Consider the following 14,470-nt stretch of genomic DNA (forward strand, 5'->3'; position numbering starts at 1 on the left):
TGATGGTTATCGTCTGCTGATGGCGTCAGCGTCACGGTGTCAGGCGATGTCACGGTGTCAGGCAATGACCACGACGGACGGTCTAGACCCTTGCCGCTCCAGCCAGCCGGCTGGCCAGGTCGTGCTCGTCTTCCTTCGCCCGCGGCCGGGCGTGACGGGTTTCAAGAGCGGCTTCATCGGTTGGCGACAGTTCGATGTCGAACACCACCTGAGAAAACGCCCCGTCCAGTCCACGCTGGTCGATCTCGCTAACGTCCTCGATGCGCTCGGCGGGAATCACCAGCTCTTCGCGGGTGGCAAAGGCGAAATCATCAAAGGTGTAGGGGTCGCCGGCCAGGTTGATCTGAGTGGTGAGGTGCTGGTGGCCGGGCGCCGAGATAAAGAAGTGAATGTGGGCCGGGCGTTCGCCGTGGCGGCCGAGCGACTTGAGAACGACGTCGGTCGGTGCGCCTTCGGGAACGCCATACCCGGAAGGAATAATGCTGTGGGCGGTATAGCGGCCGTCGCTGTCGGTGTAGATCGTGCGGCGCAGGTTGTATTCAGACTGCGAGGGATCGAAAAAGGAGTAGCCGCCCTTGTCGTTGGCGTGCCAGATCTCGACCTTGGCGCCCTTTATTGGCGTACCGTCGACGTCGCGGACCTGACCGGTCAGCCACATGGTCTCGCCCTCGGTGGCCTCATCGCTCATACGGACGAAACCGTCAGCTTCCGGGGCGCCTGCCACGTAAAGCGGCCCTTCGATGGTGCGCGGCGTACCGCCGGTGCGATGCGCTTCGGCGTCGATGGCGTCGTGGCGCATGTCGAGAAAGTGATCGAATCCAAGGCCCGGCGAGAGCAGGCCGAACTGGGTCTGGCTGCCAAGCGCGTTAAGCAGGTTGATGCCCGCCCAGTACTCGTCTTCGGTGATATCGAAGTCATCGATCAGCCGGAATAGATCACCGACCAGCCGATGAATGATCTGCTTGGCACGCTCGCTGCCGCCCGGGTTTTCAAGACCGCTGATTCTGACAAGAAAGTCCTGCACATCCGGGGTATCAAAGATCTTTACGCTCATGATCACTACCTCTTTATTCAGGTGGTCTTTTTATTCAGGTGGCCTTCGCTACGATCAAAAACACACGTTCAGCGGTCGTCGTCGCGCACCGAGGACGGGTGACGGCACAACGGGCGCACTTGAATCTCCATATAGGGAAACAGTGGCAACCCACCGAGGATTCGATGAAGCGCCTCGTTGTCCTCGACATCGAAAATGCTGACGTTCGAGTAGCTGCCGGCGACGCGCCAAAGGTGGCGCCAGGTGCCCTCTTCTTGAAGCTTCTGGGAATAGGCCTTTTCTGTTGCCTTGATCTCGGCGGCCATGTCTTCCGGCATGTCGTTTGGCAAATGAACGGTCATTTCAACGTGAAACAGCATCGGGACGTCTCCTTGCATCAGGTGCGGGTGTAAAAACTCAAACGGTCTTCGTCGAGGGTGATACCAAGGCCCGGGCTGCGGGGCAGGTCGACGCCGAATTCGTGATAGCGAAGCCCTTCGGTGACGATGTCATCCTTCAAAAGCAGCGGACCGAACATTTCAGTGCCCCACTCGAGCGATGAAAGTGCAGACCAGGCGTGGAGTGAGGCGGCGGTGCCGATGGTGCCTTCCAGCATGGTGCCGCCGTAGAGGCCGATGCCCGCGGCCTGTGCCATGCGAGCCAGCGCAATTGCCCCGCGCGGCCCACCGGCCTTGGCGATCTTGAGGGCGAAGGCACCGCTGAAGCCGGCACTTTGGAGCGTCAGGCCATCGACGGTGTCCTGTACGGCTTCATCGGCAAGTATTGGCACGCTGAACCGATTGGCCAGGCGGGTGAGACCGCACACATTGCGCGCGGAGATGGGCTGCTCAATCAGTTCGACACCGGCCTCCTCCAGCGCAGCAATGCCTTGCACAGCGGTGGCTTCATCCCAGGCCTGATTGATATCGACCTGCACGCCGGCGCGGCCTTCGAGCGCGACACAAATTGCCTCGGCATGACGCAGATCATCGCGCAGGGCATTGGCGCCCAGCTTGAGCTTGAACTGCTGGTGGCGACGCTCGTCCAGACGCTGGAAGGCTTCATCAATGTCCTTCTGGGTATCGCCACTGGCCAGTGTCCAGAGCACAGGCAGGTGATCGTGCACCGCGCCACCAAGAAGTGTTGCGACCGAGACGCCAAGGCGCTTGCCCTGACTATCGAGCAACGCGGTTTCCAGTGCCGAGCGGGCAATGGTGTTCCCTCTCACGTGGCGGTCGAGTCGGGCCATGAGCGCATTGATGTTGTCCGCGGATTGGCCAATCAGAAGCGGCGCCAACCACGCATCAATGTTGCACTTGATGCTTTCGGGGCTTTCCGCGCTGTAGCTCAGCCCACCAATAGTGGTTGCCTCGCCCAGACCTTCGATGTCATCGGAGGTACGAAGGCGCACGATGACCAGCGTCTGACACGCCATGGTGGTCATGGACAATCGATGCGGCCGAATGGTCGGCAAATCGACAAGCTGGGTAGTAATCGACTCGATGATGGCGGGCATGGTCGGCCTCTTTGTAGGGCGGTAATCAGCGATGACCTAAGTCTGATTGCCCCTGCCGCACCGAAAAAATATCGTTTGGGTCGCCACCCATACCCGGAAGGTATTCATGGACATTCGCCAACTGCGCTATTTCTGTACGGTCGCTGAAGAGCTCAACATGACTCGCGCAGCCGAACGGCTGCACATGGCGCAACCGCCCTTGACGCGGCGCATCAAGCAGCTGGAGACCGAATTGGGCACGTCCCTGTTTGAGCGTCAGGCACGCGGACTGGCGCTGACACCGGAAGGCAAGTTCTTTCTTGAGCACGCCCTACAAATTCTGGAGAAGGTCGATACCACCGTGGCTGCCACACGGCGCATGGCGCGCCGCGGGCATCAGGTGTTCGGGATAGGAATGGTTGGCTCACTGCTGTTTGGACAGTTGCCGCAGTTGATTCGCCGTCTACGGCAAACGGATGACATCGAGCTTTTACTACTGGAGTTGACCACAGTGAGCCAGATCCAAGCGCTCAAGGCCGGCCGGATTGACATCGGGTTTGGCCGTTTGAGGGTCGATGATCCGGACATTGTGCAGGAAGTGCTGTTCGACGAGCCGATTGTGGCGGCGCTTCCGGTATCGCATCCGCTGGCAAACACCACGCCAACACTTGCCGAGTTGGCCCAGTACCCACTGATCATCTACCCGGCAGCGCCAAGGCCCAGCTACGCCGATACGGTCTTGAGCCTGTTTCGCCTGCGAGGGCTTAGAGTGCGAGTGATTCAGGAAACCAACGAGCTTCAGACCGCGATCGGCCTGGTCGCGTCCGATCTGGGCTTTAGCCTGGTTCCTGAGCAGGTGATGCGAATGCATCGCGACGAAATTACCTATGTGCGCCTGGCCGAGCCCAACATCACCTCGCCCATAATCTGTAGTCGCCGTCGCGAACCCGCCACACCGGCCATGACCCTGACCAATGACATTCTGAAAGAGCTGGTTGCCAACCGGCTCGAGGGGCGTTATCCATGACCTCAGCACCACTAGAGACTACGACCAACGATACTCGGAAACTGAGCCTAAGGCGCCGAAACTCAAGGCATGGATACCGTCTTGTCTCTCAAAAACAGTTGCTCGAACGCCTCAGCCTGCATTGGCGCTCCGTAGAGATACCCCTGCGCTTCCAGACACCCGTTCTGCTCGAGAAAGGCCATCTGGGCCGGGGTTTCCACCCCTTCGGCGATCACATCGAGCCCGAAATTTCGCCCCAGATACAGCACGGCCTTGATCACCGCGGCATCGGCCTGGCTTTCGGTCATGTCCTTGACGAAGGTGCGGTCGATCTTTAAGCGGGTAACCGGGTATTCCTTGAGCATGCTCAGCGAGGCGTAGCCCGTTCCATAATCATCGAAGGCAAGCCCGATGCCGGCAGCGCGCAGGTCGTTCAATAGCTTGAGCGTGAGGCTGTCGCTTCGAAGCAGCGTACTTTCAACCAGTTCGAGCTCAAGCGCCGAAGGCGGCAGGTCGAATTCGGCCAGTATCCGAGTCACGACCGTCAATAGCCTCGGCGTTCGAAGCTGCGAGTCGAACAGATTCACGCCGATGCGAAGCGCCGGAAAGGTCTTTCGCCACCGCGCGATCTGCTCGCAGGCGGTGCGAATGATCCACTCGCCCACGGCGTTGGCCGAAGGCTTCTTGCCAAGCACTCCGATGAATTCGTCCGGACTCAAGAGCCCACGCTCCGGATGGTTCCAGCGAATCAGGGCCTCGGCGCCGGTAAGGCGACCATCTCGGGTGGCAAATTGGGGCTGATAGTAGATCTCGAACTCGCCGTTCTTGAAGGCGTGATTGAGCTCTTTCTCAAACGCCTTTCGCGCCTGGGCCACATCCTGAAAGGCCGGCTCGAACACCACGCAGCCGCCCTTGCCGTTTTCCTTGGCGCGGTAGAGCGCCAGATCGGCGGCGCCCAGTAGCTGCCCGGAGTTCGATCCGTGCTTGGGCGCACGGGCAATACCGACACTGACGCCGATATCGCCGCGCCGCCCGCCGGACAACGCGTAAGGTTCTGAAAGCTCCGAGATGATGGCATTGCCCAGTTGCACCGCCTTGGTCACATCATTGCCCGGCATCGAGATCACAAACTCATCGCCGCCGAAGCGGGCGATGTCCATGGTGTCATCGCAGAGGGCACGCAGACGCAGCGCCACGCCCTTGAGCACGTCGTCGCCCGCTGAATGGCCGAAGGTATCGTTGATGGCCTTGAAGCCATCGAGATCCATCATGAGGACAGTGGCGCGGCAGGCACGCTCGAGTTGTTCATCCAGCGCCTGGCGCCAGTAACCGCGGTTATAAAGATTCGTCAACGGGTCCGTGGACGCCAGATGGTAAAGCCGCTGTTCGTTCAACTTGCGTTCGGTGATGTCGCGCACGATCGCGCCGATACTGAGCGTGTCGCCCTCATGCCACACCGACAGTGAAAATTCGGCGGCAAACTCTCGGCCGTTTTTCTTGAGCCCGGGAAGTTCAATGGGCTTTTTGGGCAGCCGCCAGGCATCGCCGCCCTCGAGCGCGGCGATGCGCTGCTCATAGCGCGCGCGCCAGCTGTCGGGTACCAGAATATGGCCGGGCCTTCCGACCACTTCGTCTGCGTTGTAACCGAAGATACGCTCGGCCGCGCCGTTCCAGTACTGAATGATGCCGCGGGCGTCGAAAAACAGGATGGCGTCGGGCGAGGACGCCGCCACATTGTTGAACCGCGCCTCGTTGATGCGTTTCAAATGCTCAAGCCGTCGCACTTCGAGCCGGCTCATGATCAGCGCAGCTATATCGGTCAGGTTGCGCTCGTCGGCAGCGGAAAACTCATGATGTGGCGTCTGGTCGATCAGACAGATCGTGCCGAGCTTTTCACCGCCCGGCGCGCACAGTGGCTTACCGGCATAGAACCGGATATACGGTGGGCCAAGCACCAGCCGATTGGTGCTAAAGCGCGGGTCATCTAGGGCATCCGGCACCACCATGACGTCATCCTGCTCGATGGCGTGCACACAAAACGAGGAGGACCGTTCGGTCTGGCAGACATCGAGCCCGACCTTGGCCTTGAAGAACTGCTCATCTCTCCCGATCAATGAAATGAGCACGACCGGTACATTGAACATGCGCGACGTCAAGGCAACCAGGCGATCAAAGTTATCTTCCGGCGCCGTGTTGAGAAGATTGTACTCGGCGAGCACCTTGAGTCGTCTCTGTTCGCCATCGGGTGGAGCGAACATTTTGAGCCGTCTCGGGTCATCAGCTGGTGAAGGAAGTGAGCAGGGCACCGGATCGCCTTTTCGTTGAACGAGTGAATACTGTCGTTAACGACACGTGAGCGACGTTAATGAAGGATGAATCTCAAAAACGAGCGCGAACCGTGCCATCGACCTCGATTGGCCCCAGTGAATCATCGCCCGGCATACGGACGTTCTCCCTTACCTAAAGCCCCCGCCGAAACAGGCGTTATTTATCCAATATCAGGCGGTCATCCAGGGGCAACGAGATGCCTTTAATCATGAAAACACTCAATCGATACACGTTCCTGCCGGCCGCGTGCGCTCTTGCCACCGTGTTGATCGGTCTGTTTGTTGCGTGCTGGGCCCATCAACAACAGCAGGACCATCAGGCCGAGACGCTTGACACCATCAAAAGCGAGATCATGACGGTCATGAGTGACCGCATGCGCGACCACGAATTGATTCTCAAGGGCGCCCGCGGGTTCGTACGCAACAGTGAAACGCTGACCCGCGAGGAGTGGCGCGACTACTACAGCAACCTCGAGCTTGACCGGAATTACGCAGGCATTCTTGGACTTGGGTACAGCCAGGTCATCGAGCCGAGCGAGCTGGCGTCCTTTGAGGCCACGGTGCGTGACGAGGGGTTTCGAAGCTTTTCGGTCCATCCAAAGGGCGATCGGCCGCTTTATACCTCCATCCTGTATCTGGAACCGTTCAGCGGGCGCAATCTGGCAGCGTTCGGCTATGACATGATGTCTCAGTCGACTCGGGCCGAGGCCATGCAGCGCGCGGTGAACCATGGCGCTGCCGCCATGTCGAGCCGCGTTACGCTCCTGCAGGAAACGGACGCAGACGTTCAGGCCGGCATGCTGATCTACGCCCCGGTCTTTGAAAAAGGGTTTACCACCTCGAGCCCCGAAGAGCGCTGGAAGGCCCTGCTGGGCTTCGTCTATAGCCCCTACCGCATGGGCGATTTAATGAAAGGTGTGGGCCTTCGGGATGAGTCACTGGTCGGCTTCGAAATTCATGATGGCATGACACCGTCCGACACGGCTCTCATGTTCAGTTCGTTTTCCAAGGAAGCCAAGGCGTCGGGCGAGCTCAAGAATCAGGGCCACGTCTATCTGGAATTTTTCGGCCGTACCTGGACGGTCAGCTTCTACAGCACGCCGGCCTTTGAGGAGCAAATCAACGCGCTTCCGATCGTGATCATCATTCTCGTAACGCTTGTCCTTGCCACGGCCATTTTCCTGACGATGACCACGATCATTCACCGTAAACGGCGGGCCGAAGAACTGGCGGCCGACATGACGGCCGAGCTTAACGTGCATCAACAGGAGCTCCTGCGGATCAAGGAAAAACAGGAGCGAGTACTGGCCGGCAGTAACGACGGCTGGTGGGAGTATGACTTCAGTACCGAAGAGCTTTTCTGCTCCGATCGCTGGTGGCGACAGCTCGGCTACGCGCCCGCACATCAATCGAATACGATCGCCGCCTTCCGAGCACGATTGCCTGATGAAGAAAAGGATCGTGTGTTCGAGATCCTGAAAACCCTGGTTCGATCCGACGAGACTGAATTCACGTTCGAGCTTACGCTCAAGCACCGCGATGGCCACTGTATTCCCTTCATGGTGCGCGGTGTGATCGAACGCGGCAGTGACGGCAAGGCACAGGTCATCAGTGGTGCGAATACCGACCTGAGTGAAACCAAACGGGTCGAGGCGATGAAAAACAACTTCGTCTCCACCGTAAGTCATGAACTTCGAACGCCACTGACCTCGATCTCGGGCTCGCTCGGGCTGATTACCGGCGGTGCCCTGGGTGAGGCTCCAGCCCCGATGCAGGCCATGCTGGATGTCGCCAAGACCAACTGCGACCGCCTGGGACTGCTGATCAATGACCTGCTCGACATGGACAAGCTGGTGGCGGGCAAGATGACGTTTTCCATCGAATCGCACTCGGTTGCCGGGTTGATTCAAAAAAGCGTCACGGCCAACCAGGGCTACGCCGAGAAATTCAGCGTCTCGGTCGAGTACGCCGCGCCGGAAGGGCTCCGGGTTGACGTTGACGAGCTCAGGTTCCAGCAGATCCTCAGCAACCTGTTGTCCAATGCAATCAAGTTTTCCCCGGAACACGGTACGGTCGTCATCAATGCCCTGCCAAGCCCACAGACATCGGTTCGCGCCAGAATCGAAATCATTGACCAGGGCAAGGGCATTCCTAAAGAGTTTCACCCCTACATTTTCCAGAAGTTCTCTCAGGCCGATACGTCGACAACCCGCGAGCGGGTTGGCACCGGGCTCGGGCTTGCCATCACGCGCGAGCTTGCCGAACGCATGGACGGCGCGGTGGGCTTTTCATCGCGGGAAGGTCAGGGGTCAACGTTCTGGGTCGATGTGCCGCTTTCGGCGTCATCGACGCCACCCAGGCCAGCCTGATTTATTAATGTGATCTTCACCTCATTACCAAAGCTAATAGGAAAAACCAAATAGAAACCTTTTTCTACATTTAGATAATACGTACGCAGGACGCTGGTACTGACAGGACGTCATGATTCAGGGAACGAATATATACAGGATGTGCCCCCTGACAGGAGGTCATCATTTTGGTGTGACCCGACACCGAATGAGCCGTGACAGGAAGTCAACGCCCAGGATGGGCTGAGTAAAAAGGGATGTCATCAATGCAGTAATGCCCCGCATTAACGCGGGGCATTTTTATGGGTAGCGCCTGGCCAGAGACAGCACCGCCCGGCAAACCATGGTCATGGCGAACTACGCACGCGTCGTCTGATTTACGAGGCGGCCTCGGCATTCATGCGTGCGCAGTCTTCCTCGGCTTCATCGCGAATTTCATACTCATCGCTGGCGTATTGTTGCTGCTCGTGATCATAGATCCGAAAGCTTTCAAGCGGCATGTCGTCCGCCGTCTGATTCTTGTCCCGGTTGGGCGAACCCTGAACATGAGCGGTTGCGTGTTCAAACACTTCAAAACGAGCGGCCATCGGTTCCTCTCCTTGGGTTTAGGCATGACCCAGTGTGGTTATTCATGCCCTGAAATGCCAACCACGAAAGGCCTCACCGACAGGCCGCTTCTCATCGATCAGATCGGGTAGTGCCGTGGCCCGAGTTGCATGGTCATCCAGCGCAGTTCGGTAAAGGCCTCGATGCCGGCCTTGCCACCAAATCGTCCGTAGCCGCTGTCTTTCACGCCCCCGAACGGCATCTGGGGCTCATCGTGTACGGTCGGTGCATTGATGTGGCAAATACCGGACTGCACCCGCTGCGCGACCCGCATGGCTCGGGCACTGTCTCGGCTGAACACCGCCGCCGAAAGGCCATACTCGCTGTCATTGGCGACATCGAGTGCCTCGTCATCGCCGTCGACCCGCATCATTGCAACCAATGGCCCGAACGACTCTTCGCGATAGAGTCGCATGCGTGAGGTCACGCCATCGATCAGGGTCGGCTGCATTACAACCCCCTCGGCCTTGCCCCCGCACACGAGCGTCGCGCCGTGAGCGAGCGCATCGTCAATCAGCGCATTGAGCTTTTCGCCGGAAGCGGCGTCGATCAGCGTGCCGAGCGCATTGGCATCATCCTTCGGATCACCGGCCTTGAGCGTGCGCGCCTTGGCCGCGAGCTTCTCGACAAACGCATCAGCCACGGCGGCATCGACGATCAATCGCTCGGTGGACATGCAGATCTGACCCTGATTGAAAAACGCCCCGAAGGCAGCAGCCTCGACGGCCGCCTCGAGATCGGCGTCATCGAGCACCAGAAACGGGGCCTTGCCACCGAGTTCCAACAGGGCAGGTTTCAGACGCTTTGCGGCCTTCTCGGCAATGATCCGCCCAATGCCTGTCGAGCCGGTGAAGTTGATCCGCCGAACACCCGAATGACCGATCAACGCATCGACCACCTCGCTCGCCCGCTCGGGGGCATGCGTAATGACGTTGACCTCGCCTTGATCGAAACCGGCCTCGATCAACACCTCACCGATCAGGTGGTGCGTCGCCGGACACTGCTCGGACGCCTTCAAGATGACGGTATTGCCACAGGCAAGCGGCGTGGCAATGGCGCGGGTACCGAGAATGATCGGCGCGTTCCAGGGCGCGATACCCAGCACTACGCCGCAGGGCACGCGAACGCCCATTGCCAGATTATCAGGCACGTTCGAGGGGATGACTTCGCCACCGACCTGCGTCGTAAGCCCTGCCGCCTCACGCAACATGCCAGCGGCAATCGCGACGTTGAAGCCGGCCCAGCCGGGCGTGGCGCCGGTTTCACTGACCATGAGCTCGATGAAACGCGCCTGATGCGCCTCCATCACATCCGCAGCTTTCAAAAGCCGGGCCCGACGCTCCCCCGGCCCGGTTCGGGACCAGCTCGCAAATGCCTTCTGAGCGGCATCGGCGGCGGCGGTGGCGTCTTCAGGCGTTGCCGAGGCGGCCCGAGTGGCCACCTGGCCATCGAAGGGATTTCTGCGCTCGAACGTGCTGTTATCACTGGCAGGCCGCGAGACGCCCCCAATCGATAATTCGATGTTCATACCGATCACTCCTTCACCTTACCTTGAAAATCAAACGCCCCACCGGGCCGTACGATGACGCGATCACTCGGTGCGGCGGTAGCTTTGAAGCCCCGGCTTGATGCTCTTTTCATCGAGGAACTGCTTCATGCCCTGCTCGCGACCATGTTCGGGGTCAATCAACTGGGCCTGATCGAGCTTGGCGTAGAGATACTCTTCGTTTTGCTCCCACGTCAGCTCACGCGACAGCTTGAAGCCGATCTTGGCAGCGCGCAGCACAACCGGGTTCTTGTCGCGCAGGGTCATGGCAAGCTTGCGGGTGGTCTCGCGAAGCTCATCAAGCGACACGCTTTGGTTGATCAACCCCATCTCCGCCGCTTCGCGGCCGGTAAAGGTTTCACCGGTCATGATGTAATAGAGGGCCTTGCGGTGACCGACCGTATCCGCCATGGCCTTGCTGACCAGGTTGCCTGGCGGAATACCCCAGTTGATTTCCGACAGGCCAAACACCGCATCATCGGACGCAATCGCAAGGTCACAGGCCACCAGCGGTGAAAATGCGCCGCCAAAGCACCAGCCATTGACCATGGCGATGGTGGGTTTGGCGTAGTTGCGCAGAAGCTTCCACTGCCAGGTCGACGCGTCACGGCGCACCTTGACCTGCACGATTTCAGGGCTTGCGTCGATTTCGCGGAAATACTCCTTGAGGTCCATACCGGCAGAGAACGACTCGCCGGCCCCGGTCAGTACCAGAACCTTTGCGTCCTGATCGAGCTCGATGGTCTCGAGAACATCGATCATTTCCCGGTTGAGTGTCGGGCTCATGGCGTTACGTTTTTCAGGCCGATTCAGCGTGACCCAGGCGATGCCCTCCTCGACCGAGACGGAAACGGTTTTCCAACGATTGGTGTAGTCGCTCATGCGATTGTCCCTTCCATATAATATCAAGTAAGTTGATACTCTCTTGATTCATCATAATGCGCTATTCTGCGCTTGCAAAGAGGAAAAACCGCCCATGACCGACACATTCGACCAATGTACAGCCGATGACCGTCCTGCCGATGGCCCTCCCCCAACCCGGGTGGCGTATCTGATCGGGCGGCTCGACCGCGCCCTCAGACGCCATATCAGCGAGGCCGTTCAGCCGCTGGGCGTGACCATGCAGCAGTACACCGCGCTTTCCGTGCTGGCGCGGAGAAGCCCACTTTCAAACGCAAAGCTTGCCGAAAAATCGCTGGTGTCGCCCCAGGCGGCCAACGAGATGGTGAAGTCCATGGAATCGAAAGGGCTGGTCGAGCGACGGCCGGACCCGAATCACGGCCGACTGATCCAGATCAGCATGACCGACAAGGGCCAACGCGTTCTCGGCGCATGCGACAGCGCGGTCATCGCGCTCGAGGAATGTATGCTTGAAGATATGAGCGCAGACCAGCGCACCGCGTTTCAGCGCCAGCTAAAGGCGTCACTCAAGGCATTGGGGGCAGGATTGATCGAGCCTGAATGAACAAGGCTCATCACGGCGACCGGGCCACGGCTTGACCGGCTTGAGTCACGCGAGGTGTCAGGGCGCCTCCGGGGTATCGTAGATCTTTCGAAGCAGCCTCAACAGGTGGGCGCGTTCGTCCTCGCTCAACCCCACACTGGCGCGGGCATCGCTTTCCACTGACAGCCGCTTGAGCGTCGTGACCAGCGCCTCCCCCGGCTTGGTCAGGAAGATGCCATGAGATCGACGGTCCCGTTTGCAGCGAACGCGCACGGCGTAGCCGCGCTTTTCAAGATCGTGCACGAGATTGACCACGCGTGGCGGGTCGATGGCAAGTCGCTGCGCGAGTTCCGACTGCGTGACGCCCGGCATTTCTTCCACGACGACCAGCGCCGAAAACTGGGCCGGGCGGATGGCGTACTCGCGCATGGCCTCCTCGAAATCCTTGAAGACCTTGAGCTGTGCCCGGCGCAGGGCGTACCCCAGCAACTCATCGAGAATCAGTGTGCGGCCTGTTTCTGAGCCTGATTGATCGTCTCCCATCTGCTGCATAGCAAGCTCCATTCAAACGCCCATCCGCAAAAATAAGCCGCCGCTTACACAGCGACCCTCTAATTATAAAACATAACCTTATTCAGGCGTTACTCTCTATTTAACCGGCCAATTGCCTTCTGCTGCGTAGCCTAAAGTCTGATTCCACGCCTCTAGCCACAAAACTAGTTACACCTTATAACTAATTACCACAGCGACCCGGTCATCCGGTTGACCTCACCTACGGAGCTTGTCATGTCGCCCGATAATGGTAGTTGCCACCCCGAAGCCCACGAACGCCACCCTGATGACGGTGTTCATTACTTGAGCGGCCCATCGCTCCAGGCGCACCCACGCTGCCTGACCGACCGGCTCGTGCACTGGGCCGAACACACGCCCGATGCGCCGTTTCTGGCCGAGCGTCAGCGAAACCACGCAAGCGCGGCCTGGCATACCATAAGCTACGGCGAGGCGCTGGCAGCAGCCGAATGTCTTGCTCAGGCCCTGCTGGATCACGACCTCTCCCTCGAGCGGCCACTCTTGGTGCTTTCCGGTAACGGCATCCATCATGCGCTGCTTGCCTGCGCGGCCATGCACGTTGGCATTCCCTACGCACCGGTATCGCCCGCGTACGCACTGCTTGCCAATGATTACACCAAATTGAAGCACGTCGTCGACCTGGTAAACCCGGGCATGATCTTCATCGACGAGGAGGCCCGGTTCGAGCACGCACTTGAGTCCGTCTCGGACGCCTCGGTTCACAGGCTCGCAACAGTGCCCTCGGTTTCGGCACATTCAATCGATACGCTGATGGCCACCCCCAAGCGCGCGGAAGTGGACCACGCCCATGCCGATGTAGGCCCGGACACCATCGCGAAATTGCTGTTCACCTCCGGCTCGACCGGCATGCCCAAGGCCGTCATCAATACCCAGCGCATGATCTGCAGCAACCAGGTCATGCTGGTCCAGACCCTGCCGTTTCTGGAATCCACACCGCCGGTATTGATGGATTGGCTGCCCTGGCACCACACCTTCGGAGGCAACACCATCCTCGGCATGACCATTCACAATGGCGGTACGCTCTACATCGATGATGGCAGCCCCACCGCCGATGGCGTGGAGCGCACGGTTCAGAACCTTTTGGAAATCTCGCCCACGTTCTACTGCAACGTCCCAAAGGGCTTCGAAGCCCTGGTCGATCACCTTCAACAGAGCGATGCCCTGCGCGAGGCGTTCTTTCGCAACCTGAAAATGATGCATTTCGGCGGCGCCAGCCTGCCCTCCCACGTCAGCGAGCACCTCGATATCCTCTCCTTACAGGAAACGGGCCGGCGTGTACCGATGCTGACGGGGCTTGGGTCCACCGAGGCCTGTCTTTCATTTTGCACTCAAAACCGGGACCACGTTCGCGGCCTGGTTGGCCAGCCGGTTGCCGGCATGACGGTCAAGCTGGTGCCTTCCGGCGACAAGCTCGAGGCGCGCCTCAAGGGGCCAAACGTCACGCCGGGCTATTGGAAGGACGACACGCGCTCGGAAACGGTCTTCGATGAGGAAGGCTATTACTGCACTGGCGACGCCATGCGCTTTCATGATGCGAGCAGCCCTGAAAAGGGCCTGATGTTCGATGGGCGTCTGAGCGAGAACTTCAAGCTGATGACCGGCACCTGGGTCAACGTCGGCGCACTCAGGCTGCAACTGGTCGAGGACATGGCACCGCTCGCGCAGGACATCGTCCTCGTGGGCGAAGGCCGCCCCTACCTGACGGGCCTGCTCGTGTTGAACAAGACCCACTGCGCCGACCTTCTCGGCACCGAACCGGACCTTGCAGAGCTTGCCCGAAATGACATTGTCCGGCGGTTTCTGGCCGACCGCCTCACCGTTCATCAACAGGGAAAATCAAGCTCGATGCGCCTCGAACGGCTGCTGATTCTCGAGGCCCCACTTTCCTTCGACAAGGGGGAGGTGACGGAAAAGGGCTCGGTCAATCAGCGTCTGGTCCGTGAGCGCCATACCGAGCACCTCGACACGCTCTACGCGGACCCGCCCGGCGCCGAGGTCATCATGCCCTCACGCTGTTGAGATGACTCGGGCCGACGTCACGGTCGCGTCAAACCCGCTATGCTCCAGGCAGGAT

The 14,470-nt window shown here is 59.5% G+C and carries 12 protein-coding genes; 4 read left to right on the forward strand and 8 right to left on the reverse strand.

The window, feature by feature from the left end; genetic code table 11:
- Nucleotides 1–82: 82 nt before the first annotated feature.
- The 3 genes from catA to NAT49_RS07890 form a co-directional block, all read right to left on the reverse strand.
- On the reverse strand, nucleotides 83–1,054 hold the full coding sequence (gene catA / locus NAT49_RS07880) for a catechol 1,2-dioxygenase (RefSeq protein WP_251592949.1): 972 nt from the start codon (nucleotides 1,052–1,054) through the stop codon (nucleotides 83–85).
- A gap of 68 nt (nucleotides 1,055–1,122) precedes the next feature.
- On the reverse strand, nucleotides 1,123–1,413 hold the full coding sequence (gene catC, locus NAT49_RS07885; RefSeq protein WP_251592950.1) for a muconolactone Delta-isomerase: 291 nt from the start codon (nucleotides 1,411–1,413) through the stop codon (nucleotides 1,123–1,125).
- Nucleotides 1,414–1,430: 17 nt separating this feature from the next.
- Nucleotides 1,431–2,549, reverse strand: coding sequence for a muconate cycloisomerase family protein (locus NAT49_RS07890; protein WP_251592951.1), 1,119 nt, complete (start codon nucleotides 2,547–2,549; stop codon nucleotides 1,431–1,433).
- A 106-nt stretch (nucleotides 2,550–2,655) separates the two neighbouring features.
- On the opposite strand from NAT49_RS07890, the gene NAT49_RS07895 reads away from it, so the two are divergent.
- Nucleotides 2,656–3,555, forward strand: a complete 900-nt coding sequence (locus NAT49_RS07895) for a LysR family transcriptional regulator (RefSeq protein ID WP_251592952.1) — start codon at nucleotides 2,656–2,658, stop codon at nucleotides 3,553–3,555.
- 62 nt (nucleotides 3,556–3,617) lie between these two features.
- Here the strand turns inward: NAT49_RS07895 and NAT49_RS07900 are convergent, their stop codons facing one another.
- Entirely contained in the window at nucleotides 3,618–5,792 is a 2,175-nt protein-coding gene (locus NAT49_RS07900; protein WP_251592954.1) for a sensor domain-containing phosphodiesterase, read from the reverse strand.
- A 278-nt stretch (nucleotides 5,793–6,070) separates the two neighbouring features.
- On the opposite strand from NAT49_RS07900, the gene NAT49_RS07905 reads away from it, so the two are divergent.
- Entirely contained in the window at nucleotides 6,071–8,230 is a 2,160-nt protein-coding gene (locus tag NAT49_RS07905; protein WP_251592957.1) for a CHASE domain-containing sensor histidine kinase, read from the forward strand.
- 356 nt (nucleotides 8,231–8,586) lie between these two features.
- Here the strand turns inward: NAT49_RS07905 and NAT49_RS07910 are convergent, their stop codons facing one another.
- From NAT49_RS07910 to NAT49_RS07920, 3 genes are all read right to left on the reverse strand, one after another.
- Nucleotides 8,587–8,796 (reverse strand): hypothetical protein, encoded by a 210-nt coding sequence (locus tag NAT49_RS07910; RefSeq protein WP_251592959.1) that lies wholly within the window; start codon nucleotides 8,794–8,796, stop codon nucleotides 8,587–8,589.
- Nucleotides 8,797–8,894: 98 nt separating this feature from the next.
- Nucleotides 8,895–10,343 carry an aldehyde dehydrogenase gene (locus NAT49_RS07915; RefSeq protein ID WP_251592962.1) on the reverse strand — a complete coding sequence of 483 codons (1,449 nt, stop codon included), beginning with the start codon at nucleotides 10,341–10,343 and terminating at the stop codon, nucleotides 8,895–8,897.
- Nucleotides 10,344–10,406: 63 nt separating this feature from the next.
- Nucleotides 10,407–11,243: a p-hydroxycinnamoyl CoA hydratase/lyase gene (locus NAT49_RS07920; RefSeq protein ID WP_251592964.1), complete on the reverse strand. Its 837-nt coding sequence runs from the start codon at nucleotides 11,241–11,243 to the stop codon at nucleotides 10,407–10,409.
- A gap of 94 nt (nucleotides 11,244–11,337) precedes the next feature.
- Between NAT49_RS07920 and NAT49_RS07925 the strand changes: the two genes are divergently transcribed.
- A complete protein-coding gene (locus NAT49_RS07925; protein ID WP_251592966.1) occupies nucleotides 11,338–11,826 on the forward strand; it encodes a MarR family winged helix-turn-helix transcriptional regulator in 489 nt (162 codons plus the stop codon).
- Nucleotides 11,827–11,883: 57 nt separating this feature from the next.
- Here the strand turns inward: NAT49_RS07925 and NAT49_RS07930 are convergent, their stop codons facing one another.
- Nucleotides 11,884–12,357 (reverse strand): MarR family winged helix-turn-helix transcriptional regulator, encoded by a 474-nt coding sequence (locus NAT49_RS07930; protein WP_251592974.1) that lies wholly within the window; start codon nucleotides 12,355–12,357, stop codon nucleotides 11,884–11,886.
- A 234-nt stretch (nucleotides 12,358–12,591) separates the two neighbouring features.
- Here NAT49_RS07930 and NAT49_RS07935 point away from each other — a divergent pair, with 234 nt between their 5' ends.
- Complete coding sequence (locus NAT49_RS07935; RefSeq protein ID WP_251592976.1) at nucleotides 12,592–14,415, forward strand: feruloyl-CoA synthase; 1,824 nt, start codon at nucleotides 12,592–12,594, stop codon at nucleotides 14,413–14,415.
- Nucleotides 14,416–14,470: the final 55 nt, after the last annotated feature.

Source organism: Larsenimonas suaedae (genome assembly GCF_023712105.1).
In the GTDB taxonomy this organism is placed as follows: Bacteria; Pseudomonadota; Gammaproteobacteria; order Pseudomonadales; family Halomonadaceae; genus Larsenimonas; species Larsenimonas suaedae.

What these genes read in the sequence shown, in the direction of transcription:
- catA (WP_251592949.1), bottom strand. Translation starts at nt 1,054, where the DNA reads ATGAGCGTAAAGATCTTTGATACCCCGGATGTGCAGGACTTTCTTGTC.
- catC (WP_251592950.1), bottom strand. Translation starts at nt 1,413, where the DNA reads ATGCTGTTTCACGTTGAAATGACCGTTCATTTGCCAAACGACATGCCG.
- NAT49_RS07890 (WP_251592951.1), bottom strand. Translation starts at nt 2,549, where the DNA reads ATGCCCGCCATCATCGAGTCGATTACTACCCAGCTTGTCGATTTGCCG.
- NAT49_RS07895 (WP_251592952.1), top strand. Translation starts at nt 2,656, where the DNA reads ATGGACATTCGCCAACTGCGCTATTTCTGTACGGTCGCTGAAGAGCTC.
- NAT49_RS07900 (WP_251592954.1), bottom strand. Translation starts at nt 5,792, where the DNA reads ATGTTCGCTCCACCCGATGGCGAACAGAGACGACTCAAGGTGCTCGCC.
- NAT49_RS07905 (WP_251592957.1), top strand. Translation starts at nt 6,071, where the DNA reads ATGAAAACACTCAATCGATACACGTTCCTGCCGGCCGCGTGCGCTCTT.
- NAT49_RS07910 (WP_251592959.1), bottom strand. Translation starts at nt 8,796, where the DNA reads ATGGCCGCTCGTTTTGAAGTGTTTGAACACGCAACCGCTCATGTTCAG.
- NAT49_RS07915 (WP_251592962.1), bottom strand. Translation starts at nt 10,343, where the DNA reads ATGAACATCGAATTATCGATTGGGGGCGTCTCGCGGCCTGCCAGTGAT.
- NAT49_RS07920 (WP_251592964.1), bottom strand. Translation starts at nt 11,243, where the DNA reads ATGAGCGACTACACCAATCGTTGGAAAACCGTTTCCGTCTCGGTCGAG.
- NAT49_RS07925 (WP_251592966.1), top strand. Translation starts at nt 11,338, where the DNA reads ATGACCGACACATTCGACCAATGTACAGCCGATGACCGTCCTGCCGAT.
- NAT49_RS07930 (WP_251592974.1), bottom strand. Translation starts at nt 12,357, where the DNA reads ATGCAGCAGATGGGAGACGATCAATCAGGCTCAGAAACAGGCCGCACA.
- NAT49_RS07935 (WP_251592976.1), top strand. Translation starts at nt 12,592, where the DNA reads ATGTCGCCCGATAATGGTAGTTGCCACCCCGAAGCCCACGAACGCCAC.